Annotated in this window: 25 protein-coding genes; 7 read left to right on the forward strand and 18 right to left on the reverse strand. The window is 70.4% G+C overall.

Annotated features, from left to right (window positions below; translation table 11 throughout):
* Window positions 1-44: 44 nt before the first annotated feature.
* The 11 genes from ACIPYT_RS06500 to ACIPYT_RS06550 all read right to left on the reverse strand — a co-directional run bounded on the left by ACIPYT_RS06500 (window position 45) and on the right by ACIPYT_RS06550 (window position 9,761).
* Window positions 45-1,400: a uracil-xanthine permease family protein gene (locus tag ACIPYT_RS06500; protein ID WP_401071791.1), complete on the reverse strand. Its 1,356-nt coding sequence runs from the start codon at window positions 1,398-1,400 to the stop codon at window positions 45-47.
* An 87-nt stretch (window positions 1,401-1,487) separates the two neighbouring features.
* Window positions 1,488-2,255, reverse strand: coding sequence for a carboxymuconolactone decarboxylase family protein (locus tag ACIPYT_RS06505; RefSeq protein ID WP_401071793.1), 768 nt, complete (start codon window positions 2,253-2,255; stop codon window positions 1,488-1,490).
* A gap of 77 nt (window positions 2,256-2,332) precedes the next feature.
* The gene (locus ACIPYT_RS06510; RefSeq protein ID WP_401071795.1) at window positions 2,333-3,022 is read right to left on the reverse strand and encodes a GntR family transcriptional regulator; all 690 of its coding nucleotides are present in this window, start codon (window positions 3,020-3,022) and stop codon (window positions 2,333-2,335) included.
* Between the two features lie 31 nt (window positions 3,023-3,053).
* Window positions 3,054-3,929: an NAD(P)-dependent oxidoreductase gene (locus ACIPYT_RS06515; protein ID WP_401071797.1), complete on the reverse strand. Its 876-nt coding sequence runs from the start codon at window positions 3,927-3,929 to the stop codon at window positions 3,054-3,056.
* On the reverse strand, window positions 3,926-4,345 hold the full coding sequence (locus ACIPYT_RS06520; RefSeq protein ID WP_401071799.1) for a carboxymuconolactone decarboxylase family protein: 420 nt from the start codon (window positions 4,343-4,345) through the stop codon (window positions 3,926-3,928). Before ACIPYT_RS06520 ends, ACIPYT_RS06515 begins: the two co-directional genes overlap by 4 nt.
* The gene (locus tag ACIPYT_RS06525; RefSeq protein WP_401071801.1) at window positions 4,345-4,755 is read right to left on the reverse strand and encodes a cupin domain-containing protein; all 411 of its coding nucleotides are present in this window, start codon (window positions 4,753-4,755) and stop codon (window positions 4,345-4,347) included. Before ACIPYT_RS06525 ends, ACIPYT_RS06520 begins: the two co-directional genes overlap by 1 nt.
* Entirely contained in the window at window positions 4,752-5,672 is a 921-nt protein-coding gene (locus ACIPYT_RS06530) for an NAD(P)-dependent oxidoreductase (protein WP_401071803.1), read from the reverse strand. Before ACIPYT_RS06530 ends, ACIPYT_RS06525 begins: the two co-directional genes overlap by 4 nt.
* The gene (locus ACIPYT_RS06535; protein ID WP_401071805.1) at window positions 5,669-6,550 is read right to left on the reverse strand and encodes an SDR family NAD(P)-dependent oxidoreductase; all 882 of its coding nucleotides are present in this window, start codon (window positions 6,548-6,550) and stop codon (window positions 5,669-5,671) included. The genes ACIPYT_RS06530 and ACIPYT_RS06535 overlap by 4 nt, the downstream gene beginning before the upstream one ends.
* A gap of 14 nt (window positions 6,551-6,564) precedes the next feature.
* Window positions 6,565-7,359: an N-acyl homoserine lactonase family protein gene (locus tag ACIPYT_RS06540; protein ID WP_401071807.1), complete on the reverse strand. Its 795-nt coding sequence runs from the start codon at window positions 7,357-7,359 to the stop codon at window positions 6,565-6,567.
* A 12-nt stretch (window positions 7,360-7,371) separates the two neighbouring features.
* Window positions 7,372-8,733, reverse strand: a complete 1,362-nt coding sequence (locus tag ACIPYT_RS06545; RefSeq protein WP_401071809.1) for an MFS transporter — start codon at window positions 8,731-8,733, stop codon at window positions 7,372-7,374.
* 152 nt (window positions 8,734-8,885) lie between these two features.
* Window positions 8,886-9,761: a phosphoribosylaminoimidazolesuccinocarboxamide synthase gene (locus ACIPYT_RS06550; protein WP_401071811.1), complete on the reverse strand. Its 876-nt coding sequence runs from the start codon at window positions 9,759-9,761 to the stop codon at window positions 8,886-8,888.
* A 78-nt stretch (window positions 9,762-9,839) separates the two neighbouring features.
* On the opposite strand from ACIPYT_RS06550, the gene ACIPYT_RS06555 reads away from it, so the two are divergent.
* The 5 genes from ACIPYT_RS06555 to ACIPYT_RS06575 all read left to right on the forward strand — a co-directional run bounded on the left by ACIPYT_RS06555 (window position 9,840) and on the right by ACIPYT_RS06575 (window position 14,949).
* Window positions 9,840-10,463, forward strand: coding sequence for a PadR family transcriptional regulator (locus ACIPYT_RS06555; RefSeq protein ID WP_401071813.1), 624 nt, complete (start codon window positions 9,840-9,842; stop codon window positions 10,461-10,463).
* Window positions 10,460-12,013 (forward strand): MFS transporter, encoded by a 1,554-nt coding sequence (locus tag ACIPYT_RS06560; protein WP_401071815.1) that lies wholly within the window; start codon window positions 10,460-10,462, stop codon window positions 12,011-12,013. The genes ACIPYT_RS06555 and ACIPYT_RS06560 overlap by 4 nt, the downstream gene beginning before the upstream one ends.
* Before the next feature lie 111 nt (window positions 12,014-12,124).
* On the forward strand, window positions 12,125-12,679 hold the full coding sequence (locus ACIPYT_RS06565; RefSeq protein WP_401071817.1) for a GNAT family N-acetyltransferase: 555 nt from the start codon (window positions 12,125-12,127) through the stop codon (window positions 12,677-12,679).
* A gap of 117 nt (window positions 12,680-12,796) precedes the next feature.
* Window positions 12,797-14,224 carry an amino acid ABC transporter substrate-binding protein/permease gene (locus ACIPYT_RS06570; protein ID WP_401074757.1) on the forward strand — a complete coding sequence of 476 codons (1,428 nt, stop codon included), beginning with the start codon at window positions 12,797-12,799 and terminating at the stop codon, window positions 14,222-14,224.
* Window positions 14,221-14,949, forward strand: coding sequence for an amino acid ABC transporter ATP-binding protein (locus ACIPYT_RS06575; RefSeq protein ID WP_401071819.1), 729 nt, complete (start codon window positions 14,221-14,223; stop codon window positions 14,947-14,949). The genes ACIPYT_RS06570 and ACIPYT_RS06575 overlap by 4 nt, the downstream gene beginning before the upstream one ends.
* 108 nt (window positions 14,950-15,057) lie before the next feature.
* Here the strand turns inward: ACIPYT_RS06575 and ACIPYT_RS06580 are convergent, their stop codons facing one another.
* From ACIPYT_RS06580 to ACIPYT_RS06595, 4 genes are all read right to left on the reverse strand, one after another.
* On the reverse strand, window positions 15,058-16,374 hold the full coding sequence (locus tag ACIPYT_RS06580; protein WP_401071821.1) for an MFS transporter: 1,317 nt from the start codon (window positions 16,372-16,374) through the stop codon (window positions 15,058-15,060).
* A complete protein-coding gene (locus ACIPYT_RS06585) occupies window positions 16,371-16,856 on the reverse strand; it encodes a winged helix-turn-helix transcriptional regulator (protein ID WP_401071823.1) in 486 nt (161 codons plus the stop codon). The genes ACIPYT_RS06580 and ACIPYT_RS06585 overlap by 4 nt, the downstream gene beginning before the upstream one ends.
* A 141-nt stretch (window positions 16,857-16,997) precedes the next feature.
* On the reverse strand, window positions 16,998-18,275 hold the full coding sequence (gene purD / locus ACIPYT_RS06590; RefSeq protein ID WP_401071825.1) for a phosphoribosylamine--glycine ligase: 1,278 nt from the start codon (window positions 18,273-18,275) through the stop codon (window positions 16,998-17,000).
* 164 nt (window positions 18,276-18,439) lie between these two features.
* Window positions 18,440-19,120: an NUDIX hydrolase gene (locus ACIPYT_RS06595; RefSeq protein WP_401071827.1), complete on the reverse strand. Its 681-nt coding sequence runs from the start codon at window positions 19,118-19,120 to the stop codon at window positions 18,440-18,442.
* A 157-nt stretch (window positions 19,121-19,277) separates the two neighbouring features.
* Between ACIPYT_RS06595 and ACIPYT_RS06600 the strand changes: the two genes are divergently transcribed.
* Complete coding sequence (locus tag ACIPYT_RS06600; protein WP_401071829.1) at window positions 19,278-19,649, forward strand: sterol carrier family protein; 372 nt, start codon at window positions 19,278-19,280, stop codon at window positions 19,647-19,649.
* A gap of 2 nt (window positions 19,650-19,651) precedes the next feature.
* Here the strand turns inward: ACIPYT_RS06600 and ACIPYT_RS06605 are convergent, their stop codons facing one another.
* From ACIPYT_RS06605 to ACIPYT_RS06615, 3 genes are read right to left on the reverse strand one after another with little or no spacing between them, the layout of a single operon-like run.
* Window positions 19,652-20,440 (reverse strand): heme ABC transporter ATP-binding protein, encoded by a 789-nt coding sequence (locus tag ACIPYT_RS06605; protein WP_401071831.1) that lies wholly within the window; start codon window positions 20,438-20,440, stop codon window positions 19,652-19,654.
* Window positions 20,437-21,510, reverse strand: coding sequence for a FecCD family ABC transporter permease (locus ACIPYT_RS06610; RefSeq protein ID WP_401071833.1), 1,074 nt, complete (start codon window positions 21,508-21,510; stop codon window positions 20,437-20,439). Before ACIPYT_RS06610 ends, ACIPYT_RS06605 begins: the two co-directional genes overlap by 4 nt.
* Entirely contained in the window at window positions 21,507-22,631 is a 1,125-nt protein-coding gene (locus tag ACIPYT_RS06615) for a hemin ABC transporter substrate-binding protein (RefSeq protein WP_401071835.1), read from the reverse strand. The genes ACIPYT_RS06610 and ACIPYT_RS06615 overlap by 4 nt, the downstream gene beginning before the upstream one ends.
* A 160-nt stretch (window positions 22,632-22,791) precedes the next feature.
* Between ACIPYT_RS06615 and ACIPYT_RS06620 the strand changes: the two genes are divergently transcribed.
* Window positions 22,792-26,640: an HtaA domain-containing protein gene (locus ACIPYT_RS06620; RefSeq protein ID WP_401071837.1), complete on the forward strand. Its 3,849-nt coding sequence runs from the start codon at window positions 22,792-22,794 to the stop codon at window positions 26,638-26,640.
* The last annotated feature ends 70 nt before the right edge of the window (window positions 26,641-26,710 follow it).

Consider the following 26,710-nt stretch of genomic DNA (forward strand, 5'->3'; position numbering starts at 1 on the left):
CCGTGTGCACGGCATCCGGGGCTTCGTCGTGGTGGGGGAGCGACCTAGGCGGGGTCGCCGCCGAGCGGTCCCACGGCCTCCAGGGGCTTGGGGTCGTCGGCGCCGGTCTTGCGCGCCCGGGCGATGAGGTTGCCCAGGTGGTAGATGAGCAGCGCCGCGACCGTGCCGAGCACGATGCCGCCGAACGCGAAGTCGCCGAGGTTCATCGAGAAGCCGGCGATGCCGATCACGAGTGACACGGCAGCCGTGTACTGGTTGACCGGGCGCGAGAAGTCGACCTTGCTGTCGACCCAGATCTTGATGCCGATGATGCCGATCAGGCCGTAGAGGGCCGTGGTCGCGCCGCCGAGCACGCCCGCGGGGATCGAGTTGAACACCTCGCCGACCTTGGGCGAGAAGGCCAGTAGGATCGCGAAGAGGCCGGCCACCCAGTACACGGCGGTCGAGTAGACGCGGGTCGCGGCCATCACGCCGATGTTCTCGCCGTAGGTCGTGGTGCCCGAGCCGCCGAAGCCGCCGGCGATCGTCGTCGCGACGCCGTCGGCGATCAGCGCACGACCGGTCTGCTTGTTGATCGAGGCGTCCTCGGTCATGGTCGCGACGCCGCGCACGTGGCCGACGTTCTCGGCGATGAGTACGAGCACGACGGGCAGGAACATCGCGATGGTCGACCAGGTGCCGGGCTCGACGAAGTCGGGCAGCTGGAAGTGGGGGAGTCCGACCCAGGGGGCGTCCGCGATCAACTCGGCCGGGGTCTTGCCGCCGCGCAGGGCGTTCGGCACGTCGAAGGAACCGTTGAACGCGGCCCAGACGAACCCGACCGCGACGCCGAGGAAGATCGAGATGCGGCCGAGGAATCCGCGGAACAGCACCGCGAACAGGATGATCGCGACGAGCGTGATGGTCGCTGTCACCGGGTCGAGCTGGAAGTTGTTCCACGCGGTGGGCGCGAGGTTGAAGCCGATCAGGGCGACGATCGCGCCGGCCACGACCGGGGGCATGAGCGCATCGACCCAGCGGAGGCCCGCGAACTGCACCACGAGTCCGACGACGGCGAGCAGGATGCCGACGGCGACGACGCCCGCGAGGGCTGAACCCGTGCCGCCTGCGGCCACGGCGGCCGTGATGGGCGCGATGAACGCGAACGAGGAGCCGAGGTAGCTCGGCAGCTGGTTCTTCGTGATCAGCAGGAAGATGAGCGTGCCGAGACCGCTGAACAGCAGCGTCGTCGAGACCGGGAAGCCGGTCAGGGTCGGGACCAGGAACGTGGCGCCGAACATCGCGACGACGTGCTGGGCGCCGATCGCGATCGTCGCGGGCCAGTTCAGGCGCTCGGCGGGGGTGACGACGGCGCCGGGTTCGACCGTTCGGCCGTTTCCGTGGATCTTCCACAGGGGCATGGGGGCTCCTCAGATATCGGGGGAGGGAGGGAGTGCTGGAGCAACACTATCGATTCCTGAGTGTTCGCTGAGTAGCGCGCCCCGAACTCAGGGGCGGTCCTTGCCCGCGGCCTCAGCCTCCTCGATGAGGATCGGCACCGCGCTCGTGGCGGCGTGCACGCCCAGCACGCTGGCGATCTCCATGACCTCGAGCAGCTCGCCCACGGTCGCGCCGTAGCCGATCGCGTTCTCGATGTGCAGCTTGAGGCCCTTGACGTAGAGGTGCGTGGCGGCCGTGTCGAACGCGATGTAGACGAACTCGCGCACCTTGGGCTCCAGCGTGCCGGTGCGCCACGGCACCGACGAGAAGTCGGTGTACGCCTCGAACATCTCCGGGTCGAGTTCGAGGATCTCGTCCCAGAAGCTGTTCCAGTAGCCCCGCGTCTTCGTGAACTCGTCCTTGAGTTCCTGCTGGTGCGCGTCGAGCGGGGCGGGCCCCGTGCGCAGCCCCTTCTCCTCGAGCACCTCGACGAGGATCGGCACGCCGATGTTCATCGCGTGGATGCCGAGGGTCGAGGCGAGCTCGATGACCTCCATGATCTCCTGCACGGTCGCGCCCTGCGCGAAGGCCGCCTTGATGTGCTGACGCACACCCGGGAGATACATGTGCGTGGCGTTCGCGTCGATTGCGATGTAGATGAGCTCCTTGGTCTTGGCGTCAAGATGGGTCTTGCGCCACGGCACCATCGACATCTCGCGGTACGCGTCGAGGAACTCGGGGTCGAGGCGGGCGACGCTCTCCCACAGCGGGCTCCAGGTGCCGCGCTGCGCGATGAAGTCGTCCTTGGACTGCTGCTGACGGGGTGTGAGGGTCATGCGAGTGCGCCTTTCGAGAGAGGACGGAGGGATGCGGCAGCCGACCGCACGTCCGCGTGCGGTCGAGAGAGAGGAGGTCAGGCCCGGTGCAGCGCCGAGAGCGCGAGCGTCGACGCCATCTGGATGTGCTCGGTCATGAGACGCGAGGCGCGATCGATGTTGCGGTGCGCGATCGCGTCGACGATCTCGCGCATCTCGGTGACGACGTGCGGCAGCCGGTCGGGGGTCGACAGCGAGGTGAGGCGCAGCATGCGCACCCGGGCCTGGATGCTGGCGAGCAGTTGACTGAGCGACGCCGACCGCGCCCCCGTGTCGAGCACGGCGTAGAACTCGTCCTTGGCGCGCAGGAAGCTGTTGATGCCCGTGTCGTCGTCGAGCTCGCGCTGCATCAGGCCGACCGTGCCCTGGAGCAGCGCGACCTCGTCGTCGGTGGCGCGCTCGATGAACCGCCGCACGACGAGCGACTCGAGGGCCGCGCGCACCTCGTACAGGTCGGCGGCGTCGTCGGCGGAGGGGATCGCGACGTGCGCGCCCTTCTGCGGCACGACCGTCACGAGGCCTTCGCTCGCGAGCACCGACAGCGCCTCGCGCACGGTCGCGCGCGACACGTCCATGCCCTGCATGATCTCGCGCTCGACGAGACGTTCACCCGGGGTGACCTTGAACTCCAGGATGGCTTCGCGCAGCGCGGCGACGACACGCTCCTTGACGGGCGCGGCTGACCGGGCGACCGGGGTCATGCCCCACCGTGCCTCGTTGTCCGTCACACGAGAGATCGTATCGAGCGTGGACATGTGATCACGCCTCCGACGTCCGCGCGGCGATCCATTCCGCGACGCGCGTGTGGTCGGCATCCGCCGGCAGGTCGTCGGCCGCGGCCTGCCAGAGGTCCACGGCATCCGCCCCCAGCGCCGAGGGCGCGTCGAGCGCTGCGGCGAGCGAGGTCGCGATCTTCATGTCCTTGAGCATCAGGCGGAGGCCGAATCCCGAGTCGTACGAGCCGGGGAGGATGAAGTTGGGCCACTTGTTCTCGGTCGATCCGCTGCGCCCGCTCGACCCGTTGAACACGTCGAGCATGACCGCGGGGTCGAGGCCGAATCGGCGGCCGGCCTCGATGGCCTCGCTCGTGACCCACAGGTGCGTCGCCGAGAGCAGGTTGTTGAGCGCCTTCACCGCGTGGCCGGCGCCCACGCCACCGCTCGGCACGACGCGGCCGAGCACCGCGAGGATCGGCGTCGCACGGGCGATGTCGTCGTCCGCTCCGCCCACCATGATCGTGAGCGCACCGTTCTGGGCGCCGCGGACTCCACCGGAGACCGGGGCGTCGACGAGGGCGCGGCCGGTCGTCTCGACCGTCGCGGCGAGAGCACGGGTGCGCAGGGGGTCGGACGAACTCATGTCGATCACGAGCGCCCCGGGCGCGAACGCGTCGGCATCGAGAAGGCCGCCCACCACGGCGTCGACCACGTCGGAGTTCGGCAGCATGAGGATCACGGCGTCCGCGGCGGCGACCGCGTCCTCCGCGCTCGTGCGCACCTGCACGCCGTGGCGAGCCGCGGCGATGCGTGCCGCGTCGGCCGGATCGAAGCCGCGCACCTCGTGGCCGGCGTCGACCAGGCGCGCCGACATGGGCGCGCCCATGTTGCCGAGCCCGATGACGGCGACGACGCTCACGGCACGATCCCGTCGACCGCGTCGTCGCCCAGCTCCTCGCGCAGCACCTTCTCGGCGACGCGGAACGACTCGAGGGCGGCGGGTGCGCCCACGTACATGGCGGTCTGCAGCAGCACCTCCTGGATCTGCGCGATCGTGACGCCGTTGCGCACGGCGCCGCGCACGTGCACCCCGAGCTCGTGCGAGCGGTTGAGCGCGGTGAGGATGCCGATGTTGACGAGCGAGCGCTCGGCGCGCTCCAGGCCGGGCCGCGACCAGATGCCGCCCCAGCAGAACTCGGTCACGTAGTCCTGGATGGGACGCGAGAACTCGCTGACCTTCGCCATCGAGCGCTCGACGTGCGCGGATCCGAGCACCTCCTTGCGGATCGCGAGGCCCTCCTCGTACATCTCCTGGTGGGTTCCTTCGGCGAACATCAGGCCTCCTCGCGCACAGCGCTGTCGATGGGATCGTCGGTGTACGTGGCGTCGTCCACGGGGTCGCTCCACACGGTCTGGCCGAGCGAGATCGCGGTGTGCACGAGGTACGAGTCGGGGGCGGCGCCGTGCCAGTGCTGCTCGCCGGGCGGGCACCACACGGTGTCGCCGGCGCGGATGACGTGCACCTCGCCGTTCGCCGAGACGAGGCCGCGCCCCGCCAGCACCTGCAGGATCTGCCCCTGCTCGTGGTGGTGCCAGTGCGTGCGGGCGCCGGGGGCGAAGTTCACCGTGTTGATGGTCACGCCGTCGGTCTGGGCCATCGTGACGTAGGGGGTCGCGGTGCCGGTGAACTGCGAGCCCGGCTTTCCGGCCGTGCCCGCTGCGGTGTCGGGTCGGGTGATCTTCATGAGCGGGGGCCTTCCTCGGTGTGCTCCGCGGTGTGCAGCCGGACGCCGCCGGAGACGTCGCCGATCGCGTCGACGACGGTGTTGGAGATCTCATCGGCGTACCCGAGCGCGCGGGCCAGGCCGAAGCTCGCGACGGGACCGGCGGAGTTCAGGCTCGTGACGCCGAGGTCGGCGAGCAGCTCGAGGTAGAGCGTGACGTCCTTCAGCATGAGCGAGTTGGTGAGCCCGCCCTTGAGGTAGTCGCCCTGGATGATCTTGGGGAACCGGTTGAGGCTCGCGAAGTTCACGCCGCTCGACGCGTTGATCACGTCGAGCACGGTCGACAGGTCGAGGTCGGCCTTGCGGGCGGCGACCATGACCTCGGCGGTCGCCGCGAGCGACACCGCGTTGAGGAAGTTGTTGAGGAGCTTGACCGTGTGGCCGGCGCCCGTGGGGCCGCAGTGGAACACGGATGCCGAGAACAGGTCGAGCACGGGAGCGACGCGCTCCAGCGCCGCGGCCTCTCCGCCGACCATGAGGGTCAGCGCGCCCTTCTCGGCCGCGGCTGCTCCGCCGGAGATGCCGGCGTCGAGGTAGGCGGCACCGCGAGCGGCCAGCTCGGCGTGCAGCCGGCGGGTCGATTCGGGGGCGGCGGTGGAGAGGTCGATCACGACCGTTCCCGCGCGCACACCGGCGAGTACGCCGTCGACGCCGTTCATGACCGCTTCGACGACTCGGCTGTCGGGCAGCGACAGCATCACGACGTCGCTCTGCGCCGCGACCTCGCGCGCGCTCGCCGCAGCCGTCGCCCCGGCCTCGCCGATCGCCTCCGCGCGGGGGTCGTAACCGAGGAGCTCGCGCCCCGCGCCGGTGATGCAGCGCGCGATGCGTCCCCCCATGTTGCCGAGGCCGATGAATCCCAGACGCTCGTCGCTCATGCGTCGTCCTTTCCGTGGTCGGCGGGGTCGCCGTCGATCTGGTCGCCGTAGAGCGGGCCGTCCACGCGTGAGGGCTCCCAGGCTCCGGCGCCGCCGGACGGGCGCACGCCGTTCACGATGGAGGCGCCGCCGTCGGCCGAGACGATCTCGCCCGTGGTGTAACTGCTGTCGTCGCTGAGGAGGAAGGCCACGACGCCGGCGATCTCCTCTGCACGGCCTGCGCGTCGCAGCGGCGTCGTGCGGGCGCGATGGCTCATGTCGTTCGCGCCGCCGGGGGTGGTCGCGGCCGCGGCGAACAGGTCGGTGGGGACGATGCCGGGGGCGACCCCGTTCACGCGGATGCCGAGAGGGCCGCCGTACACGGCCGCGCCGTGCACCAGGCCGACGACCGCGTGCTTCGACGTCTGGTACGGAAGCAGGTCGGCGGAGCCGCGGTGGCCGGCGATCGATGCGGTGACGGCGATCGCGCCGGGGGAGCGGCGCTCGCGGTAATGGCGGAACGCCGCGCGCAGACCGAGGAACTGCCCCGACACGTTCACGCGCATGACGGCGTCGAAGTCGTCGAGCTCGAGATCGGGCAGGGGCGTGAAGCTGCCGAAGATCCCGGCGTTGAGGTGGAAGCGGTCGATCTGCCCGAAGGCGCGGATGCCGGCATCCATGGCGCGGTCGACGTCGTCCTCGCGGGAGATGTCGGCGACGACGCCGATCGCGTCGGAGCTCAGGGAGGCGGCGATGTCGGCGATCGCCTCGTTGCGGTCGACGGCCACGATGCGGGCGCCCTCGTCGGCGAGCCGACGGGCGGAGGCGAGGCCGAGGCCGCCTGCGGCTCCGGTGACGAGCGCGACGAGTCCGTCGAAGCGCCGGGTGGCGGTGGTCATGCGGGGTCCTTTCGTCAGCCGATGCGGGCTGTCAGGCCGGGGAGCGGGCCGTCGGCGATCGCGCCGAAGCGGCGCAGCGTGTCGGGGTCGTGGCCGGAGACCATGTGCTGTACCGTGCCGTCGCGCTCCATCTCGTGCAGCAGGTCGAAACCCGCGTACATCTCGGGGAGGTCGGCGACGAAGGCGAAAGGCACGTCGTCCTCGTACTCCTCGTAGTAGTGCACGGCGTCGGAGGCGAGGGCGACCCGGCCGTCGGCGGTGTCGACCAGCACGATCGACTGGCCGGGCGTGTGGCCGCCGACGCGCAGCATCCGCACACCCGGGGCGATCTCGATCTCGTCGTCGAAGGTGCGCAGTCGGCCCTGAGCGTGCACGCGGCGGAGCTCGGTCAGTTCGGCGTCCTCGACCGAGTGGTGGAACTGCGCACGGTTCTGCATGCCGCTTGTCCAGAACTCCCACTCGGCGGCGGCGATCGTGACCCGCGAGGAGGGGAACAGATCGAGGTTGCCGATGTGGTCGTAGTGCGCGTGCGTGACGAGCACTTCCGGTGCGGACTCGGCGGTGATGCCGAGGGCCGAGAACGCCTCGGCGGGCGTGACGAGGAAGGTGCGGTTGCGGTTCGCGCCTCCCTCGGGAGAGAACCCGGTGTCGACGACGATCGTGCGGTCTCCGTTCCGGATGATCCAGAAGAAGTAGTCCATCTCGATCGGCTCGTCCGGTCGGCCGTAGATCGGCCAGTTCAGGTACACCTCCGACTTCGCGCCGAGGCGCGTGCCGTAGCGGACGATGGTGATGTTGTTCGTCGACACCGGGTTCCTCTCTCAGACGCGCGCGGTCGTCGTGGCGTCGCTCTGCACGGTCGACTCGCCGTGCTCGGCTTGCGTGTCGAGCGTGATGTCGCGCCCTGCGGTCTCGGGCAGCCACTTCCAGATGAACGGCAGTGCGATGAGCGCGAGAACGACCAGGTACCAGGCCGGCGAGACCGGGTCACCCGTGGCACCGGCGAGCCAGGTGCCGATGTACGCGGCCGGACCGGCGATGAACGCGAGCGCGATGTTGAAGCCGATCGCGCTGGCGCTCGAGCGGTTCGAGGCGGGGAACAGCTCGACGAGCATGACGACGGTCGTGACGCTGACCAGCGACTGCGTGATCGCGAGGACGATCATGCCGATCACCACGGGGGCGAACTGCCCCGACGACATGAAGAAGAACATCGGGATGGGCAGCACGATGTAGCCGATCGTGCCGATGATGTTCAGTCGGCGACGGCCGAACCGGTCGGACAGGGCGCCGGCGAGCGGGCACAGGAACATGTACACGCCGAGTCCGGTCGCGGCCATCGCGAGGGCCGGTCCGCGTTCGACGCCGATCGTCGTCGTGAGGTAGTTCACGATGAACGTGGCGAGGTAGTAGAACCCGGTGCCCTGCACGGCGGCGATCGCGAGCGTGAGCAGGATCGGCTTGAGGTTGTTCTTGAAGCTGCTGAGGATCGGCGACTTCTGCACCGCCTGCGACTCTTCGACGTTCTTGTAGACCGGCGTCTCGCCGAGACGCATGCGGATGTAGAGGCCGATGAGCGCGAGCGGGGCGGCGAGCAGGAAGGGCACACGCCAGCCCCACGAGATGAGGTCCTCTTCCGACATCACGGCGTTCAGGAAGAGCGCGAAGAGGCTGCCCACGATGGTCGCGAGCGCGGCGGTCGCCGAGATGATGCTGCCGAACTTGCCGCGGTGGGCGCTCGGGGTGCTCTCGACGAGGTAGGCGGCGGAGCCGGTCCACTCGCCGCCGGCCGACAGGCCCTGCACGCAGCGGCACAGCACGAGCAGGATCGGCGCCAGGATGCCCACGGTCGCGTACGTCGGCAGCAGGCCGATGATGGTCGTCGCGATGCCCATGGCGAGCACCGAGATCGCGAGAGCGGTGCGGCGGCCGTACTTGTCGCCGATCGGCCCGAGGATGAATCCGCCGAGCGGACGCATGAAGAACCCGACCGCGAACACGGCGAGCGACGACAGGATCGCGACGAACGGCGTGGTGTCGGCGGGGAAGAAGAGCTGGCCGATGATGACGGCGAAGAAGCCGTACACCGCGAAGTCGAACCACTCCATGAAGTTTCCGATAGCGACGGCGATGCTCACCTTGAACTTCGATGGCGGCGTCGACGCGGCAGTAGCAGAGCTCACAAATACCTCCTTGTATTGGACGGCAATCCTGCCGCCCGTCGAGTTTGCCTGATCGTCGGACAATCTGTCAATTCATAGCGATAAAGAATCGCCCCCGGTGTCAGATTGTCTGACAGTCGGGGGCGATTCCGGAAGGATCGTGTACTCCGTGATCAGGCTCCGAGGCGCTCGATGAGCTCGCGGTACCGGGCGGCTGTGCGGGCGACCACGTCGTCGGGCAGCACGGGAGGCTCGCCCTGCTTGTCCCAGTTCGCGGCGAGCCAGTCGCGCACGATCTGCTTGTCGAAGCTCGCCATGCGTGCGGACGGCGTCGTGCCGGTGCGCCAGGCCTCGGCATCCCAGTAGCGCGAGGAGTCGCTCGTGAGCACCTCGTCGGCCAGGCGCAGCACGCCCTCGGCATCCGTGCCGAACTCGAACTTGGTGTCGGCGAGGATGAGGTCGCGTTCCTCTGCGATGGCCGCGGCGCGGGCGTAGATCGACAGCGCGGCGTCGCGCAGCTCGGCGGCGCGCTCGGCGCCCACGAGCTCCTCGACGCGCTCGTAGGTGATGTTCTCGTCGTGCTCGCCCATCGGGGCCTTGTAGGCGGGAGTGAACAGCGGCTCGGGCAGACGGTCGCCGTTCTGCAACCCGGCGGGCAGCGGGATGCCGCACACCGTGCCGTTCTCGACGTACTCGGCCCATCCCGACCCGGTGATGTATCCGCGCACGACGCACTCGATCGGCAGCATCTCGAGCGACTGCGCGAGCATCGCGCGATCCGCGACGACCGAGGGGATCTCGCCCTCGACCAGGTGGTTCGGCACGTCGAGGTGGTCGAACCACCACCGGCTCAAGCGGGTGAGGAGCGCCCCCTTCTCGGGGATGCCGGTCGACAGCACGACATCGAACGCGCTGACGCGGTCGGAGGCGACGACGAGGATGCGCGTGTCGCCCGCGTCATCGGAGGCGTACAGGTCGCGGACCTTGCCCGAGTAGAGGTGGCGCCAGCCGGGGATCGTCTGCGCGGTGCTGTCGGTAGGAGTGCTCACCCGCCCATTATCGCGGTTGCGTCGGATGCGCTGCAGGGCGTATAGTCCACGTGGACTAATCGGAATGGAGTAGGCGACGTGAAAGAGCCGATCGACACGCTGACGCCCATGGGGGTCATGGTGCTCGCGCTGCTGCGCGAAGCCGACATGCACCCCTATGAGATGGTGCGCCTGCTGCGGGCGCGCCACGACGATCGACTGCTCACCATCACGAACGGCACGCTCTACCACACCGTTTCGCGGCTGCAGAAGAGCGGTCTGATCGACGAGATCGGCATCGATCGCGACGGCAACCGCCCCGAACGCACGACGTACACGCTGACGGATGCCGGACGAGACGCCGTCATCGCCTGGGTGCGCCGTGAGCTCCCCCGGGTCGACCGCGAGACGGACTTCCGCATCGCGCTCGCCGAGTCCCACAACCTCGAACGCGACGACGTGCGCGCGCTGCTCCAGGAGCGTCGCGCCGCCCTCGTCGACGCCCACGACATGCACCACCACGGCCTGGCGAAGGCCAGAGCCAAGGGCATCCCCGCCCAGGTGCTCGTCGAGATCGAACGCGAGGAGGTGCTGCTCGACGCCGAACTGCGCTGGCTCGACACGCTCCTCGCCCGTCTCGACGGCGACGACCTCCCCTGGGGGCCGTCCGCCTTCATCGATTCAGACCGCTACCTCGCTCAGCGAAAGGCTGCACAGCAATGACCGACTCCCGACAGGCCGCAGGGCCCCAGACCGGCCCCTTCGCCGCCGGCCACGCGCCCGCGAGCCCCTGGCCCGCTCTGTGGGCGCTCGTCATCGGATTCTTCATGATCCTCGTCGACACGACGATCGTCTCGGTCGCGAACCCCGCGATCAAGGCCGCCCTCGACCCGAACACCAACAACCTCGACAACGTCGTGTGGGTCACGAGCGCCTATCTGCTCACCTACGCCGTACCCCTGCTCATCACGGGTCGCCTCGGCGACCGCTTCGGCCCGAAGAACATCTACCTGATCGGTCTCGCGATCTTCACGCTCGCCTCCCTGTGGTGCGGTCTCTCCACCTCCCTGGAGGGACTGATCGCCGCCCGCGCCGTGCAGGGTCTCGGCGCCGCGTTCATGACGCCGCAGACCATGGCCGTGATCACCCGCACGTTCCCGCCGAACCGGCGCGGGGCCGCCATGGGCCTGTGGGGCGCGACGGCCGGCGTCGCGACCCTCGTGGGCCCGCTGCTCGGCGGCGTGCTCGTCGACGGTTTCGGCTGGGAGTGGATCTTCTTCGTCAACCTGCCGGTCGGCGTGATCGCCTTCGTCGCCGCGTGGATCCTGGTCCCGAAGCTCAAGACGCACCCGCATCGCTTCGACATCCTCGGTGTCGTTCTCAGCGCCGCCGCGATCTTCCTCGTCGTGTTCGGACTGCAGGAGGGCGAGAAGTACGACTGGGGCGTGATCTGGGGGCCGATCTCGGTCTGGGGCCTCATCATCGCCGGCATCGTCGTGCTGGGCATCTTCATCCTGCAGCAGTGGAAGACGAAGAGCGAGGCCCTCGTGCCTCTCGACCTCTTCCGCGACCGCAACTTCTCGGGAGCGAACATCGCGATCGCGACCGTGGGCTTCGCGGTCACGAGCATGTCGCTGCCGCTCATGTTCTTCCTGCAGATCGCCCGCGGACTCACGCCGACCCAGGCGGCGCTGCTGATGATCCCGATGGCGGTGTTCTCGGGCGTGCTCGCGCCGGTCGCCGGCCGCATCCTCGACCGTACCGACCCGCGGTTCATCCTCATCCCCGGGCTCGTGATCTTCGGCTCGGCGCTGCTCTGGTACTCGTCGCTCGTGAACATGGACAGCGAGATCTGGATGTTCCTGTTCCCCTCGGCGCTCCTCGGCATCGGCAGCGCCGGCATGTGGGGACCGCTCGCGACCACCGCGACGCGTCGTCTTCCGATGCGCCAAGCGGGCGCGGGGGCGGGCATCTACAACACGACCCGCACCATCGGCTCGGTCATCGGCTCGGCCGCGATCGCGACGTTCATGCAGGCGCGGCTGGAGGCGAACCTCCCGGGCATGGGCGACTCGGCGGGCTCCATCAGCTCGGGCGGAGCGCTTCCCGCTCCGGTCGCCGACGGGTTCGCCGCGGCGATGTCGCAGGCGATCCTCCTGCCGGCGAGCGTGATCGTGATCGGCCTGATCGCGGCCCTGTTCCTGCGCGGTGCGCCGAAGGCGGTGGATGCTCCGGCATCCGCGCCGGTGACGGATCCCGCACCGGCCGCCTGAGGCGTTTCGTCTCGCTGCGCTCGCTCAACGACCGGAAGGGTGCCTCCCCGGTCGTTGAGCGAGGAGCGCAGCGACGAGACGAAACGCGGGTCGGTGTGATGGGATCGAGCGATGACCATCTCCCTCGTCCGTCCCACGCCCGCCCTGTTCGACAGCTGGGCCGCGGCGGTCGGCGAGTTCGGCGAGGTGCACATCGACGGATCGGGCCTGCAGGCGCCGGCCACCCCCGACCGTGAGACGCTCGACGCTCTGGTCGCGAAGTCGGAGGTGCTCGCCGACACCGAGGCCGAACTGCCCGAGGGCGCCGTGCACAACGATCTGTACTGGGTCGTCGACGGCGACGAGGTCGTCGGCTTCCTGTCGTTCCGGCACGAGCTGAACGACTTCCTGCGCGAGGTCGGCGGCCACATCGGGTACTCCGTGCGTCCCTCCCGGCGGCGCCAGGGCATCGCCTCGACGGCGCTCGCGCTCGGCCTCGACCGTGCCCGCGAGATCGGTCTCGACCGGGTGCTGATCACGTGCGACGACGACAACGTGGGCTCGTACCGCACGATCGAAGGGGCCGGCGGCGTGCTGCAGGACGTGCGCGATCAGAGCGCGCACGGGCACGCGATGCTCCGTCGCTACTGGATCGAGCTCGCGGGGGCGGGAGCGCGCGCCAAGTAGGGTGGATGCTCGGCGGCAGTCCGTTCGCCCCTTCCGATCCGAGGAGCATCCGTCGTGATCCCGAAATCCACCTCTGCGACCGCGCGCCTGCGCCGGCTCGGCCGCACCGCCGGCGCGATGGCGCTCACCGCGTTCGTCGCGGTCGGCGCGCTGCTGGGCGGCGCGACCGCCGCCACGGCAGACACCACCGGCGAGACCTACGTCATCGGCACCGACACGACGTTCGCGCCGTTCGAGTTCACCGACCCGAACGGCGACCTCGTCGGCATCGACATGGACCTCCTCCGCGCGATCGCGAAGGACCAGGGCTTCGAGGTCGAGATCCGCCAGCTCGGGTTCGACGCCGCCGTGCAGGCGCTGCAGGCCAACCAGGTCGACGCCGTCATGGCCGGCATGTCGATCACCGACGAGCGCAAGCAGGTCTTCGACTTCAGCGACCCCTACTTCACGAGCGGCATCCAGCTCGGCGTGCTCGATTCCAGCGACATCGAGTCGCTCGACGATCTCGACGGCAAGACCGTCGCGGTCAAGACCGGCACGCAGGGTCAGACGTTCGCCGAGGACAACCAGGACCAGTACGGGTTCCGCGTCACGCCATACTCCGACACGACCGACATGGTCGACGCGGTCAAGGCCGGCCAGGCCGTCGGCTACTTCGAGGACTTCCCGGTGCTCGCCTACGGCATCCAGCAGGGATCCGGCTTCCGTCTCGTGGGCGAGCCGGAGCTCGGCGGCGAGTACGGCTTCGCGGTCAACAAGGGCATGAACCCCGAGCTGATCGAGATGTTCAACGCCGGCCTTGCGAACCTCCAGGACTCGGGCGAGTACGACGAGATCGTCGACACCTACCTGTCCGCCGGTGAGGACGGCGAGGGCGGCTCCACGCAGGCGACCGATATCTTCTCCGTCGCCGTGAAGTACTGGCCGGCGCTCATGGAGGGCCTGTGGCTCACGATCCTCGCGACCCTCGTCGCGATCGTCGCCGCGTTCATCCTCGGCCTCGTGTTCGGGTTCGGGCGCATCTCGCGCATCGCCCCGTTCCGCTGGATCGCCACCGCGTACGTGTTCGTGTTCCGCGGCACACCGATCCTCGTGCAGGCCTTCTTCGTGTTCTTCGCCATCCCGCAGCTTTTCCCCGGGCTGACGTTCAACCCGTTCGTCGCCGGTGCGATCACCCTGTCGCTCAACACCGGTGCGTACATGACCGAGATCATCCGCGGCGGCATCCAGGCCGTCGATCCCGGCCAGAACGAGGCCTCGCGCTCGCTGGGCCTCGGGCACTGGAAGACCATGCGCAAGGTCGTGCTGCCGCAGGCCTTCCGCATCATGATCCCGTCGTTCGTGAACCAGGGCATCATCACCCTCAAGGACACGTCGCTGATCAGCGTCATCGGCCTCGCCGAGCTCACCTTCGTGTCGCGGCAGATCATCGCCTCGACGTACCTGTCGGCGCAGGTGCTGACGATCGTCGCGATCATCTACTTCGTCGTGATCACGCTGCTCACGCTGCTGGCCAATCGCCTGGAGAGGAAGTTCAACGCATGAGCAAGATCGAGGTCAAAGACCTGCACAAGTCGTTCGGCGACAACCAGGTGCTCAAGGGCATCGACCTCACGGTCGAGGACGGCGAGGTCATCGCGGTCATCGGCCCGTCGGGCTCGGGCAAGTCGACGCTGCTGCGTTGCCTGAACAAGCTCGAGGAGCCCACGTCGGGTCACGTCGTGATCGACGGCGTCGACCTCACCGACAAGAGCGTCAAGCTCGACGACGTGCGTCAGCGGATCGGGATGGTGTTCCAGCACTTCAACCTCTTCCCGCACATGACCGTGCTCGAGAACATCACGCTCGCGCCCGTCGAGACCGGCAAGCTGTCGAAGGCCGAGGCGCGTGAGCGCGCACTGTCGCTGCTCGACCGGGTTGGCCTCGCCGAGAAGGCCGACGCGAAGCCGGCATCCCTCTCGGGTGGTCAGAAGCAGCGCGTGGCGATCGCCCGCGCGCTCGCGATGGACCCCGAGATCATGCTGTTCGACGAGGCGACGAGCGCGCTCGACCCCGAGATGGTCGGCGAGGTGCTGCAGGTCATCCGCGACCTCGCCTCGGGCGGCATGACGATGGTGCTCGTGACGCACGAGATGGGCTTCGCGCGCGAGGTCTCCGGGCGCACGGTGTTCATGGACGGCGGCGTCGTCGTCGAACAGGCCCCGCCGGCCGAGCTGTTCGGCGCCCCCAAGAACGAGCGTCTGAAGGACTTCCTCTCGAAGGTGCTCTGAGCTCCGGCATCCTCCGCCCGCGAACCACCCCCTTGTTCGCGAACCACCCCCTCGCGCACCGTCTCCGAGGGGGTGGTTCGGTGAGAAGGGGGTGGTTCGGCGGGGCTCTCAGGGCGTCGGGGTCGCGACCGGCGCGGGATGCCGGCGGATCGTCGCGCTCACGAGTGCCGCGACCGCGCACAGGCCGGCGGCGGCGAACCACGCGATCGTGTACTGGCCGGTGTGGTCGCGCACGAGTCCGGCGAGCACCGAGGCGATGCCGGCGCCCACCTGGTGCGCCGCGAACACCCAGCCGAACACGAGCGGGCCGCGGTCACCGAACACCTCGCGGCACAGCGCGATGGTCGGCGGCACCGTGGCAACCCAGTCGAGGCCGTAGATCACGATGAACACGACGATGCTTGGCTGCACCTCGGCCGACAGCAGGCTCGGGAGGAACAGCAGGCTCACGCCGCGGAGCGCGTAGTACGCGGCCAGCAGGATGCGGGGGTTCACCCGATCGGTGAGCCATCCCGAGAACACCGTGCCGACGATGTCGAAGATCCCGACGACGGCGAGCAGGCTCGCCGCGGTCGTCGTCGCCATGCCGTGGTCGTGAGCGCTGGGGATGAAGTGCGTGCCGATCAGGCCGTTCGTCGTGGCGCCGCAGATCGCGAACCCGATGGCCAGCGCCCAGAACGTCTTGGTGCGTGCGGCATCGCGGAGCGTCGTCAGGGCGAGGCGCGCGGCGCCCCAGGCGCTGCCCCGTGTGCGCGGGGCGGGCGGTGCGGTGGGTGCCGCCTCGCCGAATCGTCCGACGCCGAGGTCGCTCGGGCGGTTGCGGAGGAAGATCCACACGAGCGGCACGACCGCGAGCGCACCGCCGGCGATGATGAGGGATGCTCCGCGCCAGCCGATCTGCTCGGCCGAGGTCGCGATCACGGGAAGGAAGATCAGCTGACCGGTCGCGCTCCCGGCGGTCAGCACGCCCGAGACGAGCCCCCGCCGCGTTGCGAACCACGTGTCGGTGATGGTCGCGGCGAACACGAGCGCCATCGACCCGGTGCCGAGTCCGATCAGGACGCCCCAGGTGAGGATCAGCTGTGCGGGCGTCGCGACGAAGACGCTCAGCGCCGACCCCGCCCCGATCACGAACAGCGCGGTCACGGTCACCGCGCGGATGCCGAAGCGCTGCATGAGCGCGGCGGCGAACGGGGCGGTCAGGCCGAACAGCAGCAGGTTGACGGTGACGGCGAGCGAGAGTTCGGCCGTCGTCCAGCCGAACTCGTCCTGCAGCGGCAGCATCAGCACGCCGGGCGCCGCGCGGAACCCGGCGGCGCCGATCAGGGCTATCAGGGCGACGAGGGCGACGATCCAGGCGGGGTGCAGTCGTCGCGGCCGGGGCGTGGGGGTGCCGGTCGGCTCCTCGACCGACTCGGCGGTCACGCGGGGTCTCCCGGCATCCGCGTCGTGCCCGAGAGCAGCGCGAAGGGCGCGCCGCCCATGCTGCGGCGGGCCCACAGCGTCGAGCCGGTGTCGAGCGTCGCGTCGCACGTCGTGCACCAGTCGGCGGATGCCGCGGGCCGGCCGCACCGCGCGCACGAGATCGTGAGTCCCCAGGGGCCGTCGGGATCGGTCGTGCGGGAGAACTGCGCGAAGGCGTGCAGGATCGGGAGCGTCTCGCGGCCGGCATCCGTGAGGGAGTAGCCGCGTTCGTCGCCGCGCGTGACCAGACCGGCGTCGGTCATCGTCGTGAGGCGGCGGGAGAGCACGGAGTCGGCCGCGCCGGTCGCATCGCGCAGATCGTCGAAACGGGTGCGGCCGGAGAACATCTCGCGGAGGATCAGCAGCACCCACGGGTCGGCGAGGACATCGGCGGAGCGGGCGATCGGACACGTGGCGGTCGACCAGTCGGAGCGGAGCGGCATCCACTAACTTTCTTGAAGAAAGTAGCGCGTGTCAAGTGCGCGTCGCCGCCTCCTGCGCCGAACCACTCCTCTCTGCGCGAACCACCCCCTCGTGAACGGGTGGCAGAGGGGTGGCTCGGTGGCAGAGGGGTGGCTCGCGGGCTACTGCGCGACGCGCGCGGCGATGTCGGTGCGGTGGTGCGATCCGTCGAGACGGATGCGGCCGATCGCCTCATACGCGCGGTCGCGTGCCGTGCGGAAGTCGGATGCCGTCGCCACGACGTTCAGTACGCGTCCTCCGGTCGCGACCAGCGATCCGCCGGGGGCATCGGGGCTCGCGGTCGCGGCGTGCACGAGACGCACGCCCTCGACCTGTGCGGCCTCGGCCAGGCCTTCGATCGGCCGACCGGTCTGCGGCGCCTCGGGGTAGCCCTCGCTCGCGAGCACGACCGTGATCGCCACCTCGTCGGAGAACTGCGGCTCGGGCTGGTCTTCGAGAGTGCCGGAGGCGGCGGCGAGCAGCAGTTCCGACAGCGGCGTCATGAGGCGCGGCAGCACGACCTGGGTCTCGGGGTCGCCGAATCGGGCGTTGAACTCGATCACGCGCACACCGGCCGGCGTGAGGATGAGGCCCGCGTACAGCAGGCCGATGAACGGGGTGCCCTCGCCGTCGAGCTGGCGGATCACGGGAAGGGCCACGTCGCGCGTGACTTCCTCGACGAACGCCTGCTCGCTGCCGAACTGCTCCGAGAGCCAGGGGAGCGGCGAGTACGCGCCCATGCCGCCCGTGTTGGGGCCCTCGTCGCCGTCGAGCGCGCGCTTGAAGTCCTGCGCCGGGCTCAGAGCGCGCACGGTGTCGCCGTCGCTGAGGAAGAACAGCGAGACCTCGGGGCCCGACAGGAATTCCTCGATCAGCACCGGGCCCGAGGGGAGGTACTGCGCTGCGTGCGCGAGGGCCTCGGCGCGGTCGGACGTCACGATGACGCCCTTGCCTGCGGCCAGCCCGTCGGCCTTCACGACGTGCGGGGCGCCGAGCTCGTCGAACGCGGCCTCGACCTCGGCGGAGGTGGTCGCGCGCACCGCGCGTCCGGTCGGCACGGAAGCGGCATCCATGATCCGCTTCGCGAACGACTTCGAGCCCTCGAGCTGCGCGGCGGCCTTCCCCGGGCCGAACACGGGGATGCCGCGCTCGCGCAGCACATCGGCGACGCCCGCGACGAGCGGTGCCTCGGGGCCGACGACCACGAGGTCGATCGCGTGGTCGTTGGCGAAGGTCGTGACGGCGGCGCCGTCGAGCGGGTCGACCGAGACGGGGGTCGCATCCTGCGCGATGCCGGCGTTGCCCGGAGCGACGAAGACCTCGTGCTCCGTCTGCTCGGCCCGCAGAGCGAGGATGATCGCGTGCTCACGGGCACCGGAACCGAGGACGAGGATCTTCACCCGTCCAGCCTACCGAGCCGCGTCGCGACGTTTCGGCGGGGCGGTCGCCACAACTCCGGAAGAACGCCGCGTGAGGCGCGGAAAAGCTGTCTGCGGGGCCGAGATGCCTCAGTTCTCCGGAGTTGTGGCAGTCGAGCGGGGGCGGGGGCTCGACCGGATGCGGGTCAGAGCTCGATCGGGCGCTCGACTCCGCGGTCCCACTCCTGCGTCCAGCCGGTCGCGTCGAACAGGGCGTCGAGCACCATGGCGGTGAACCCCCACACGATCGTGCCGTCGACGTCGAACGCCGGTCCGCGCCAGGTCCGGCCCATCCGATGGATCGTCGAGGTGAAGCGGATGCTCGGGTCGAGCAGCTGGGCGACGGGCACGCGGAACACCTCGACCGTCTCGGCGTGATCCACGGCCGCCACGCGCGACGGCGAGCGCCACCACGCGAGCACGGGGGTCACGACATGGTTGCTCGCCGCGAGGGGCAGCTCGCTCAGCGTCGCGAGCACCTCGACGCCGGCGGGGTCGAGCCCGGTCTCCTCCTGCGCTTCGCGGAGCGCGGTCGCCGCGGCGTCGGCATCCTCGTCTTCGCGCCGACCGCCGGGGAACGACACCTGACCGGGGTGCGACGAGAGCGTGGCTGCGCGGCGCTGCAGCAGCACATCGAGGTCGGCGGCGACGGTCAGCTCGTCGGTCTGGGCCGGGATACCGTCGAGCCGGCCGAACAGCACCAGGACGGATGCCGCGTGCGCGTCGCCCGCGTTCGGAGGGAACCGCGGCGCCCAGGCGTCGGCATCCCGGGCGGCCGCGAGCAGCTCGGAGCGGGCGCCGTGCAGTGTCTCGGCATTCTGGCTCATCAGGTCGAGCCTATGCCCGTGCCGCGGCATCCGGGCCGACGCGGATCTCGGGGACATGCACCTTCCTCGGCCGTGCGCGCCGAAAGCATCCGAGGGAGGCGTGTTTCTCCGAGGCGAGGACCGGGAGGATGCCGCGCCGCGGCGTACCCTGGAACGCATGCCCTCCCGCCGGATCGACATCATCGACGGCCGCGCCGCGCTCGCGGCCGTGCGCGACGCCGACTCTGCGGGGAACCCGCCCGCGCGCACCGATCTCGCGACGGCTGTGCGCTACCTGCTGCAGCTGCTGGACGAGAAGGCTCCCGGCAACAGCGTCGAGGTGCGGGTGCCGCCGTTCGGGGCGGTGCAGGTGATCCAGGGGCCGCGGCACACGCGCGGCACTCCGCCCAATGTCGTCGAGATGGACGCCGCGACCTGGATCGCCGTCGCGACGGGCGCACAGCACTGGGCGGATGCCGCGGCGGCCGGCCGCATCCACGCCTCCGGCACCCGCGCCGACCTGGTCGACGTGCTGCCGCTGCGTCCCTGAGCTCAGCGCCGCGCGACGACCAGTGGCACGCCCGTGAGCGGATGAGGGAACACGTCGACCGCCTGTCCGTAGACGGCCTCGATCCGCGCGGCCGTCAGCACCTCGGCGGGAGCCCCGGTCGCGGCGACGCGACCGCCGTCGAGCAGCGTGACGCGGTCGGCGTGCGCGAGGGCGGCGTTCAGGTCGTGCAGCACGATCGCGACCGCGATCCCGGCATCCGCCTGCTCGCGGACCAGACGCATGACGTCTTCATGATGCTTGAGATCGAGCGCCGCAGTCGGCTCGTCGAGCAGCAGGATGCCGGTGCTCTGCGCGAGCACACGTGACAGGGCGACGCGGGCGCGCTCGCCGCCGGACAGCGAGGTGACGGGCCGAGGGCCGAGCGGCAGCACCTCGGTCGCGGCCATCGCCGCCGCGACGATCTCGTCGTCGTCCGCCGAGGCCTCCATCCGCGCCCACGGCGCACGCCCCATGCGCACGACCTGCTCGGATGTGAAGGGGAACGTGACCGCGTTCTCCTGCAGCAGCACGGCCCGCGCGCGGGCGAGGTCGGCGGCGCGGATGCCGTCGAGCGGCGCCCCGTCGAGGGAGACCTCGCCCGATGCCGCCGGGACATCGCCAGCGAGCACGCCGAACAGCGTCGACTTGCCCGCGCCGTTCGGGCCGACCAGTGCATGGATCTCGCCGGCTCTGATCTCGATCGACGCCTCGTCGAGGATCGCGCGGCCGCCGCCCACGCGCACCGTGATGCCGGTCGCGGCGAGGCGCACCGCGATGTCGGTCGCGCTCATGCCCACCCTCCCGACCGACGACGTGTGCGTACGAGCAGCCAGAGGAAGAACGGCCCGCCGACGAGCGAGGTGATCATGCCGATCGGGAGGTCAGCGAGCGGCACGGCGGTGCGGGCGACGAGATCGGCGAGCGCGATGAGCAGCGCACCCCCGAGGGCGGACGCGATCATGAGCGGCAGGTGTGCGGGGCCGATCAGCATGCGCATGAGGTGCGGCACGACGAGACCGGCGAAGCCGATGATGCCCGCGAACGCCACCGCGGCGCACACGAGCACGGCGACCGTGACGATCACGACCATGCGCAGCACCTCGACATTGACGCCGAGGTGGCGGGCGGTGCGCTCGCCGAGCGCGAAGAGATCGAGCTGCGGAGAGACGATCAGCGCGACGATCACACCGATCGCGACGAGCGGCGCGACCAGAGCGGCGTTCGACCACAGGGCGCCGTTGAGCGAGCCGAGCTGCCAGAACACGATCTGCTCGCGCGTCGAGGTCGTGCCGAGGAAGGTGAGGAAGGCCATCCCGGCGCCGGCGATGGCGTTGATCGCGATGCCCGTGAGCAGCAGCGTCACGACCTCGGTGCGTCCGCCCGAACGGCTGATGAAGTAGACGGCGAGCACGGCCGCGAGTCCGCCGAGGAAGGCGAAGGCCGGCGTGGTCCACATCCCGAAGGATGCGAGGCCGAGCGTGATGCTCGCGGCGGCGCCGAGCGCGGCTCCCGAGGAGACGCCGACCACTCCGGCATCCGCCAGCGGGTTGCCGAAGATCGCCTGCATGAGCACGCCCGAGACCGCGAGAGCGGCGCCCACGAGCAGGCCCAGCACGAGGCGCGGCAGGCGCAGGTTGTAGATCACGCCGTAGTCGGTCGTCGCGGCGGGAGCCCAGACCGTGTCGATGCCGAGGCCCCTGAGCAGCACGCCGACGATGGCCGTCGGCGACAGGGCGTACTGCCCGATCGCGATCGATGCGACGCACGTCACGACGAGCGCGACCACGAGCCCGATCACGACGAGGGCGAAGCGCAGCGCCCGATGCGACGCGGGGGTGCGCGTGACGACCTCGCCGCTCACTTCGCGGACTCGGAGGCTGCGGCGTTCGGGGCGTAGAGGGCGCGCGCGATCGCCCCGATCACCTCGGCCGACCGTGGGCCGAAACTGAGGATCTCGCTGTCTGCCATGTCGATCACCCGGCCGTTCGCGCCGGCGGGCGTCTCGGCGATCGCCGGGATCCGCTCGATCAGCCCGTCGACGCCGCCGACCGATTCGAGGCCGTCGGTCATCATGACGAGCACGTCGGGCTGCGCGGCCACGAGCGCCTCGGCGGTCATCGGCTTCATGCCCTCCCAGCCGATCTCGCCCGCGACGTCGACGCCGCCGACCGCGTCGATGAGGGAGTCGGCGCCGGAGTCCTCGCCGAAGATGTAGTAGATGTTCGCGTTGCCGCGCACGTAGAGGAACAGCATCCGCGCCCGGTCTTCGACGGCGGCGGGGACGACAGCGGAGATCTCGGCGAGCGACTTCTGGAGGTCGGCGTCCAGCCGCTCGATGAGCGCCGCGCCCCGTGAGGGCACGCCCAGCGCCGCGGCGATCTCGGTCACCAGCTCGTCGGTCGTGTCGAGTCGGCGTTCGCTCGAGATGACGACGACCGTGATGCCCGCGTCGCGCAGCTGCTGGCGCACCTCCTTCGGCCCGATCGTGGTGTCGGTGAGGATGACCGACGGCGCGAGTTCGAGGATCGCCTCGGCGTTCAGCGTGTGGCCGGTCTTGGTGACGACCGGGAGGTCTTCGGTGCCGACGAACTGCGTCGATGAGTCGCGCCCGACGACTCGATCGCCGAGTCCGAGGGCGAACACCGTGGACGCGATCGTGCCGGAGATGTCGATCGGGAGGATGCGGTCGACGTCGGCGACCTCGACCTCGCGCCCCTCGCTGTCGGTCACCGTGACGGGGAGGTCGGGTGCGGTGTCGTCGCTCACGGGCTCGATGGCGTGGCTCGACAGGCAGGCCGTCGAGACACCCGTGGCGGTGCGCACGTCGTCGACGAGATCGAGCGATGCCAGGGGCGCGGATGCCTGAGGGCACGTGTCGGGCGTCGTGGCGTTCTGCGGCGCGGCGGTCGCACCAGGGTCGGCGCATGCGGCGAGGCCCACCGCGAGAGCGGCGGCGAGCAGGAGGGTAGAAACGCGACGCATTAGGCAAGGCTAGCCTAAAACTTGACACGCTCTCAGACGCATCCCTATTCTCAGGAATGGAGCTTGCTTAGCCAAGCCTAACCAACACTCACCCTTCGCCCGACCGCGCTGCCGCCCCGTATGCGCGTCCCGATCTGGCGCGCCCGGAGCCTGGAGAACCGTGAACGACACCACAACCGCATCCTGGGGGAGCAGACGCCTTCGCGTCGCGCTCGCCGCCCTCCTCTCCTTCCTCCTGATCGCAGCGGGCGCGGTGATCGTGCCCCCGGCGCACGCCGCCGCCGGCAGCGTCACCGCCTCGGTGACGTCGGCCGACACCACGGGTGTCACCGTGCAGGTCGACGCGACCGGGCTTCCCGAGGTCTCCGGCGTCTACGCGGCGCTCATCGTGAAGGGCACCGAGTCGGGGCTCTCGGGTCCCGGTGGCGGGTACGCGGCGTTCGCGACCCCCTTCCCCGCCGTGAGCGCAGGCGCCAGCTCGTTCACGCTGACGGCCCCGGCCGACAAGCTCGACCGCACCCAGCCGTACGAGGTGCTGATCTGGCAGCAGCACTCGGTGCCCACGGCCGACACGATCTACGCCCGCGGCGACGTCGCGATCTCGACCGCGCAGTGGGATGCGGTGTTTCCGCCGGTCGTCACCGACCCGGGCACGGATCCCGGAACCGACCCGGGCACGGATCCCGGCACCGATCCGGGCACGGACCCCGGAACCGACCCCGGCACGGACCCGGGGACCGACCCCGGCACCACGCCCGAGCCGGCGGCACCGTCTCTCTCGGTGTTCCTCGCCGACGGCACCACGCCGGTCGGTACGACCGCGCTGAAGACGGGTGACACGGTCGTCGTGAAGGGCTCGGGCTACGACCCGACCGCCAACGTCGGCGGACGCGGCGTCCCGATCCCGGCGAACCTTCCGCAGGGCACCTACGTCGTGTTCGGCAACTTCGCCTCGACGTGGCAGCCGTCCGCGGGCGCGGCCTCCGCGACGCGTTCGGTCGGCTCCCAGGCCTGGGCGCTCGCCGAGTCGGTGCTCGTGCAGGTGCCGTCGCAGTACCAGCCCACGATCCGCGCGCAGTGGGTCGACATCGCGGCCGACGGCACGTTCACCGCGACGCTGACCCTGAAGGACACCGCGGCCACGCCCGGCGCCTACGGCGTCTACACCTACGGCGCGGGCGGTGTCACGAACGCCGCGCAGGAGAAGAGCGTCGCGCTGAACTACAGCGTCGCGCCGAAGATCACCACCGCCGCCGCCCTCGCGACCAGCGAGCCCGGCGTCACCACGAAGGTCACCGGCACCGCGTTCGGCGCGGCCACCGGCGTGTACGCCGCGGTCATCGAGACCGGCACCGAGGCCGACGTCACGGCCGGGGGCGGGTTCGCAGCCATGCAGTACGTGCGCGGCATCACGGGCGGAGCGTTCTCGGTCGACCTGACCGCGAAGGCCGCCGACCTCGACCGCACCAAGACCTACGAGGTCATCGTGTGGCAGCAGCACACCATGCCGAACGCGCAGACCATCCTCGCGCGCACCCCCGTCGCGATCAGCGACACGATCTGGGATGCGATCGCCCCCCAGCCCGCCGAGCCCGCCATCGAGGTGTTCCTCGCCGACGGCACGACCCCCGCCGGCACGACCGCGCTCGACGCAGGCGACACGATCGTCGTGAAGGGCTCGGGTTACGACCCGACCGCGAACGTGGGCGGCCGCGGGGTGCCGATCCCGAGCACCCTCCCGCAGGGCACGTACGTCGTGTTCGGCAACTTCGCCTCGATCTGGCAGCCGTCGACCGGCGCCGCTTCCGCGACCCGTTCCGTCGGCGCCCAGAAGTGGGCGCTCGCCGAGTCGGTGCTCGACCAGGTGCCCTCGCAGTACCAGTCGATCATCCGTGCGCAGTGGGTCGACATCGCGGCCGACGGCACGTTCACCGCGACGCTCACCCTCAAGGACGCCCCCGCGACGCCGGGTGCCTACGGTGTGTACACCTACGGTGCCGGCGGCGTGAGCAACGCCGCTCAGGAGCGCAGCGTCCCGCTGAACTACGGCAACACCCCGGTCGTGTCCGCGACCGTCACGACCGCGACCGCCGCCGACGGCCTGACCGTCACGGCATCCGCGTCGAAGCTCGGCGCCGTGACGGGCGCGTACGTCGCGCTCATCGAGACCGGCACCGAGGCGGATGTCACCGCGGGCGGCGGGTTCGCAGCCATGCAGTACGTGCGTCCGATCACGGGCGGTGCGCTGACGGTCGACCTCACGGCCGCCGCGAAGCTCCTCGACCGCACCAAGACCTACGAGGTCATCGTGTGGCAGCAGCACACCATGCCGACGGCGGGCACGATCTACGGCCGCAGCGCCGTGACGATCACTGCCGAGCACTGGGAGAAGGTCTTCGGTCCGACGACCCAGCCGCCCGTGACGCCCACCACACCACCGACGACTCCCGGAGTGGTCGTGCCCGGAGGCTCGCTGCGCTGGGGAATCTCGACCTCGTTCACGAACTACGTCACCGGTCCGATCGCCAAGGGCGCGATCGACGTCTCCGGCGGCGCGACCCGTGCCGACGGACGCTTCCAGTTCGGTCAGATGGCCGGCGGCGACTACAGCACCGCATCGGGCCTCGGCAGCGTCATCTATCGCGGATCGGTGCGCTTCACCGGCCACGGCGGCGTGCTCGACGTCACGGTGTCGAACCCGCAGGTCACGGTGACCTCCGCGGGTGCGGCCACCCTGTTCGTCACGCACGGCGGCGCGCAGGTCGCGTTCGCGACGCTCGACCTCTCCCGGGCGGTCGTCACGTCGGCGAACGGAGCGGTCACCTACACGGGTGCTCCGGCTTCGCTCACGGCCGCCGGCCGCGACCGCGTGCTGGCGGGCTTCTCGACCACGCTCGACCCGGTGACGTTCACGATCGGCTCGGTCTCCGCCGCACCGGCGGGCACGACCGGCACCGTGGCCGCCGCGGCGGTCAAGGCCGCGGCGACGCTGCCCGCGACGCCGCCGGCGACCACAGGCATCCAGATCGACGAGGCGAATCTCGCGGCCCTGCAGTCCGGCCAGTCGGCCAGCTTCTCGGCATCCGGTTTCCAGGCGGGCGAGAAGGACATCAAGGTCGTCGTGTACTCGACGCCCGTGCTGCTCGGCACGATCGACGCGGATGCCGACGGCGTCGCGACCTGGACAGGCTCGCTCCCGGCGAGCCTGGAGGACGGCGCGCACACCCTCACCCTGCAGGGCTCGGTGTCGCGGGGCCTCGAGTTCACGCTCGCCCGCGCCACGACCGCGCTCGGCCAGTGCACGGTCGACGGGGCGACGCTGCAGTGGGGCTTCAAGGAGTCGTTCCGCACGTACATCGAGGGCATCGCGGCCGGCGGCTGGACGCTGACCGACGTCGAGTACCGCTACCCCGACTACGTGTGGCAGAACGGCGCCGGCGCCTTCGACGACGAGACCCTCACCGGACTCGTGACCTTCGGCGGCAGCATCGCTTTCACCGGGCACGGCGGGGCGTTGAACACGACGCTCTCGAACGCGCGCCTCGAGCTCGCCGGCGACACGGGCTACCTCGTGTTCGACGTGCTCGGCACCACGCAGGACGGACAGGGCGTCGACCAGCAGGGTGTGCGCTTCGCCGAGTTCGCTCTGGGCGACGCGGCGGTCGTCGACGGGATGCTGTCGCTCGACGCGCTTCCCGCGACGCTCACCGACGCCGGTGCCGCCGCGTTCGGCACGTACGCCGCGGGCGAAGAGCTCGACCCGGTCACGGCGCAGATCCCGGTGGCGACCGCGTGCGGAGTCGCCGCCGAGGAGGAGGACGACGCGCCGTCGGAGGCCGCCGCCGCGACGACCGCCGTCACGGCCGTCGCCGACGTCGACGGCGCGCCGGTGTGGGCATGGATCGTCGGCGGCCTCGTGGTCGTCGCGCTCGCCGCGGGCGGCGGTGTGCTGATCGCGCGCCGCAGCCGGGCGAAGGCCGAGGGGGCAGGGGTCACGACCGAGGTCTGACCCCGCAGGACCGCACCGCCCTCCCCGCAGCGGACGTGGGGAGGGCGGTGCTCTGCGTGCAGGTGAGGGC

It is taken from the genome of Microbacterium sp. NPDC089695 (assembly GCF_044749085.1).
Lineage (GTDB): Bacteria > Actinomycetota > Actinomycetes > Actinomycetales > Microbacteriaceae > Microbacterium.

Bases quoted from the DNA above. Each gene is read 5' to 3' on its own strand.
- ACIPYT_RS06525 (WP_401071801.1), bottom strand. From the start codon at position 4,755: ATGAAGATCACCCGACCCGACACCGCAGCGGGCACGGCCGGAAAGCCG.
- ACIPYT_RS06595 (WP_401071827.1), bottom strand. From the start codon at position 19,120: ATGAGCCAGAATGCCGAGACACTGCACGGCGCCCGCTCCGAGCTGCTC.
- ACIPYT_RS06520 (WP_401071799.1), bottom strand. From the start codon at position 4,345: ATGTTCGCCGAAGGAACCCACCAGGAGATGTACGAGGAGGGCCTCGCG.
- ACIPYT_RS06615 (WP_401071835.1), bottom strand. From the start codon at position 22,631: ATGCGTCGCGTTTCTACCCTCCTGCTCGCCGCCGCTCTCGCGGTGGGC.
- ACIPYT_RS06600 (WP_401071829.1), top strand. From the start codon at position 19,278: ATGCCCTCCCGCCGGATCGACATCATCGACGGCCGCGCCGCGCTCGCG.
- ACIPYT_RS06530 (WP_401071803.1), bottom strand. From the start codon at position 5,672: ATGAGCGACGAGCGTCTGGGATTCATCGGCCTCGGCAACATGGGGGGA.
- ACIPYT_RS06570 (WP_401074757.1), top strand. From the start codon at position 12,797: ATGGCGCTCACCGCGTTCGTCGCGGTCGGCGCGCTGCTGGGCGGCGCG.
- ACIPYT_RS06505 (WP_401071793.1), bottom strand. From the start codon at position 2,255: ATGACCCTCACACCCCGTCAGCAGCAGTCCAAGGACGACTTCATCGCG.
- ACIPYT_RS06605 (WP_401071831.1), bottom strand. From the start codon at position 20,440: ATGAGCGCGACCGACATCGCGGTGCGCCTCGCCGCGACCGGCATCACG.
- ACIPYT_RS06500 (WP_401071791.1), bottom strand. From the start codon at position 1,400: ATGCCCCTGTGGAAGATCCACGGAAACGGCCGAACGGTCGAACCCGGC.
- ACIPYT_RS06560 (WP_401071815.1), top strand. From the start codon at position 10,460: ATGACCGACTCCCGACAGGCCGCAGGGCCCCAGACCGGCCCCTTCGCC.
- ACIPYT_RS06565 (WP_401071817.1), top strand. From the start codon at position 12,125: ATGACCATCTCCCTCGTCCGTCCCACGCCCGCCCTGTTCGACAGCTGG.
- ACIPYT_RS06535 (WP_401071805.1), bottom strand. From the start codon at position 6,550: ATGACCACCGCCACCCGGCGCTTCGACGGACTCGTCGCGCTCGTCACC.
- ACIPYT_RS06585 (WP_401071823.1), bottom strand. From the start codon at position 16,856: ATGCCGCTCCGCTCCGACTGGTCGACCGCCACGTGTCCGATCGCCCGC.
- ACIPYT_RS06575 (WP_401071819.1), top strand. From the start codon at position 14,221: ATGAGCAAGATCGAGGTCAAAGACCTGCACAAGTCGTTCGGCGACAAC.